At 70.9% G+C, this 3957-nt stretch carries 3 pseudogenes; all 3 read right to left on the minus strand.

The features are described from left to right. Positions 1 to 1129 (minus strand): annotated as a pseudogene (locus tag FGD71_RS48250) (acyltransferase domain-containing protein); the annotation flags it as partial. A 1-nt stretch (position 1130) separates the two neighbouring features. Then, positions 1131 to 3306 (minus strand): annotated as a pseudogene (locus FGD71_RS48255) (beta-ketoacyl reductase); the annotation flags it as partial. Positions 3307 to 3813: 507 nt separating this feature from the next. Next, positions 3814 to 3954: pseudogene (locus FGD71_RS50375) on the minus strand (hypothetical protein); the annotation flags it as partial. Positions 3955 to 3957 lie beyond the last annotated feature (3 nt).

Below are 3957 nucleotides of genomic sequence, written 5' to 3' on the forward strand. Positions count from 1 at the left end.
TGCCCCACCACCGCAGCAGGCACCACACCAAACGACCGCCACACCTCAGCAAGCGACACCATCACCGCCCACAACACCGGCTGAACGACATCGACGCGGTCCAGCCCCTCACCGGAACGCACCACATCCACCAACGACCAGTCCACAAACGCAGACAACGCCGCCCCACACTCACCCAACCGCGCAGCGAACACCGGCGAGGAATCCAACAACTCCACCGCCATACCCACCCACTGCGCCCCCTGCCCCGGAAACACAAACACCGGCTTCACGGCGTCCCCGGAACCGTCTGTCACACCTCGCGCTCCATACGCGGGCAGTTCTCCGCGCGCCACGGCGCTCAGGCCGGACAGCAGTTCGTCCCGGTCGGACCCGGCTACGAGGACGCGTTCATCCAGGGCCGCTCGCGTGGTGGCGAGGGCGTGTGCGACATCCAGCGGGTCGAGATCGTTCTCTTCCACGCGCTCCACGAGCCGCCCGGCCTGCTCCCGCAGCGCCGCCGCCGAACGCGCCGACACCACCCACGGAACCACCACACCACCGACCGGTTCCGCCGACGAGGACGGTTCCTCCACCGGCTCCGGCTGTTCCAGGACGACGTGCACGTTCGTACCGCTGATGCCGAAGGACGACACGCCCGCCCGGCGGGGACGACCATCCGCCTCCCACTCCCGGGCCTCGGACAGCAACTCCACCGCGCCCGCCGACCAGTCCACGAACGGCGATACGTCGTCAGCATGCAACGACTTCGGCAGCACACCCTGCCGCATCGCCGTCACCATCTTGATCACACCGGCCATGCCCGAAGCAGCCTGCGTATGACCGATGTTGGACTTCACCGACCCCAGCCACAACGGACGGCCCTCCGCCCGCTCCTGCCCATACGTCGCGATCAACGCCTGCGCCTCGATCGGGTCACCCAGCTTCGTGCCCGTACCATGCGCCTCCACCACATCCACATCCGCCGCCGACAGACCCGCGTTCTCCAACGCCGCCCGGATCACCCGCTGCTGAGACGGACCATTCGGAGCCGTCAGACCATTCGACGCACCGTCCTGGTTCACCGCCGAACCCCGCACCACCGCCAGCACCCGATGCCCACGACGCCGCGCATCCGACAACCGCTCCANGCACCCGATGCCCACGACGCCGCGCATCCGACAACCGCTCCAGCAGGAGCATGCCGACACCCTCAGCCATGCCCATGCCGTCGGCATCCGCGGCGAACGCCTTGCACCGGCCGTCCAGGGCAAGGCCGCGCTGCCGGCTGAAGCCGACGAGTCCGATGGGCTCGCCCATGACGGCCGCGCCGCCCGCGAGGGCGAGTGAGCATTCACCCGTACGCAGCGACTGGACCGCCTGGTGCAGGGCCACCAACGACGACGAGCAGCCGGTGTCCATGGTCACGGCGGGCCCTTCGAGCCCGAGGGTGTAGGAGATGCGGCCGGAGGCGATGCTGGTCACCGTTCCGGTGACAAGGTGTCCCTCCATGCCTTCGGGGGCCTCGAAGCCGCTGCCGTAGCCCTGGTGTGAGGCGCCCACGAAGACGCCCGTGGCGCTGCCGCGAAGGCTGTCGGGCGCGATGCCGGCACGTTCGAGGACCTCCCATGCGGTTTCCAGGAGCAGCCGCTGCTGCGGATCCATCGCCACGGCCTCACGCGGCGAGATCCCGAAGAACGCGGCGTCGAACTCCGCGGCCCCGTCGAGGAATCCGCCCTCGCGCACGTAGCTTGTGCCGGGCTTGTCAGGGTCCGGGTCGTACAACGCGTCCAGATCCCAGCCTCGGTCCGCCGGCAGCGCGGAGATCGCATCGACCTCGTCCCGGACCAGCCGCCACAGGTCCTCCGGCGACTGGACGTCCCCGGGGAAGCGGCATCCCATCGCGACGATCGCGATCGGCTCGTCAGCGGGAACGGCGACGGCGGGGCGGGCCTCGGCCGTGGCGCCCTTGGCCGGAGAGTCCTCGTCCGCGACGTCGTCGAAGTGGGTGCGCAGTTGGGCGACGAGTTCCCTGATGGTGGGGTGGTCGAAGACGACCGTCGCGGAGAGTTTCACGCCGGTGGCCGAGGTGAGCCGGTTGCGCAGTTCGACGGCGGTCAGGGAGTCGAAGCCCATCTCGCGGAAGGCGCGACCGGCCGCGAGTTCGCCGGCGTCGGCGTCGGCGTGGCCGAGGACACCGGCCACGTGGGTGCGCACCAGGTCGGTCAGAGCCTGGTCACGCTCGGCGGGCGGCAGGGCGGCCAGTGTCGCGCGCAGGGTGGCGGACTCGGTGCTCGTGCCGTCGGTCTCCGCCTCGCTCGCGCTCATCAACTCGGCGACCTCGGGCACCTCGTGAAGCAGGGGGCGGGGGTGCGCCGCGGTGAAGACGGGGACGAACCGCTCCCAGTCGATGTCGGCGACGGCGAGGAAGGGGTCGCCGTGGTCGAGGGCCTGCTCCAGTCCGGTGACGGCCAGTTGGGCGTCCATGAAGGGGATGCCGCGCCAACGCAGCTGCTCGCGCACCACGTTGACGGCCATACCGCCGTCCTCCGGGCTCCAGATGCCCCAGGCGACCGACGTGCCGGCGAGGCCCCTGGCGCGCCGGTTCTCCGCGAGCGAGTCGACGTAGGCGTTGGAGGCGGAGTACGCGCCGTGGTCACCGCTGCCCCAGGTGCCTGCGACCGAGGAGTACAGCACGAACGCGTCGAGTCCCTCGCGGTCGAAGACGGCGTCGAGGTTGACCGCGCCGAGCAGCTTCGCGCGGGCGCCCTCCGCGAAGTAGTCCATGCTGGTCTCGGCCAGAGGCGCCAGCAAGCCGACGCCCGCCGTGTGCACGACCGTGCGGATGGCCGGCCCGTCGGCCTCGACCTGCTCCACCAGCCGGGTCAGTGCTTCCCGGTCGGCCACGTCACAGGCGGCGACGGTGACCCGGCACCCCATCGCGGTGAGTTCGTCCCGCAGTTCGGCGGCCCTCGGTGCCTCGACGCCGTGGCGGCTCGTCAGCACCAGGTGCTCCGCGCCCTTGCCGGCGAGGAAGCGTGCGGTGTGGGCGCCGAGCCCCCCGGTGCCCCCGGTGATCAGAGCAGCGCCGCTGGTGGTCCACGGCCGGGAGGCCGGGCGGCCGTTCAGCGGGGCGCGCACCAGGCGGCGGATATACGTTCCCGATGAGCGCAGCGCGACCTGGTCCTCGTCGCCGCCCGCAGACAGGATCCCGGCGAGTGCGGTCCCGGTGCGCTCGTCCAGGTCGGCGGGAAGGTCGACGAGACCGCCCCACATCTTGGGCTGCTCCAGCGCGATGACGCGACCGAGGCCCCACATCGCGGCCTGCAGTGGATTCCGTACCTCGTCGTCCGCGAGGCCGGTGGTGACGGACTCCGTGGTGAGCAGCCACGTGGGGGCGTTGACACCCGCGTCCAGCAGCCCCTGGACGAGGGCCACCGACTGGGTGAGTCCGACAGTGACCCCGGAATGGTCAGGCGCCATACGTTCGTCGAGGGCGAGCAGCGACACCACTCCGCGTACCGGAGCGGAGTCCTCGTGGGCCGCTACGACCGCCCTCAGCCGTTCTGCGGCGTCCGCGCGGTCGAGGTCCGTCGCGCTCATGACGAACGGGACGACTCCGGCTCCGGCTCCGGCTTCGGCTTCGGCTCCTGATTCGGCTCCGGCTCCTTCAAGGTGGCGTGTGACGGCTCGTACGAGGGTGTTGTTCTCGTGTCCTTCGGGGATCACGACGAGCCAAGTGCCGTCCGGCGTGGCGGGGGCAGGGGCGGGTTGGGCCTGCGGCCGCCATACGACGCGGTAGCGCCAGTTGTCGAGCGTGGACCGCTGCTGACGGCCCTTCCGCCAGGAGGAGAGCGCGGGCAGCACCTCACCCAGTGACCCGGCATCCCCCAGTCCCAGGGTCGCGGCCAGCCCCTCAAGGTCCTCCCGCTCGATCGTCTCCCAGAACCGCGCCTCCACCGGATCCACCGCCACCGC

Origin of the sequence: Streptomyces sporangiiformans (assembly GCF_005768555.2) — a bacterium.
Taxonomy (GTDB): Bacteria; Actinomycetota; Actinomycetes; order Streptomycetales; family Streptomycetaceae; genus Streptomyces; species Streptomyces sporangiiformans.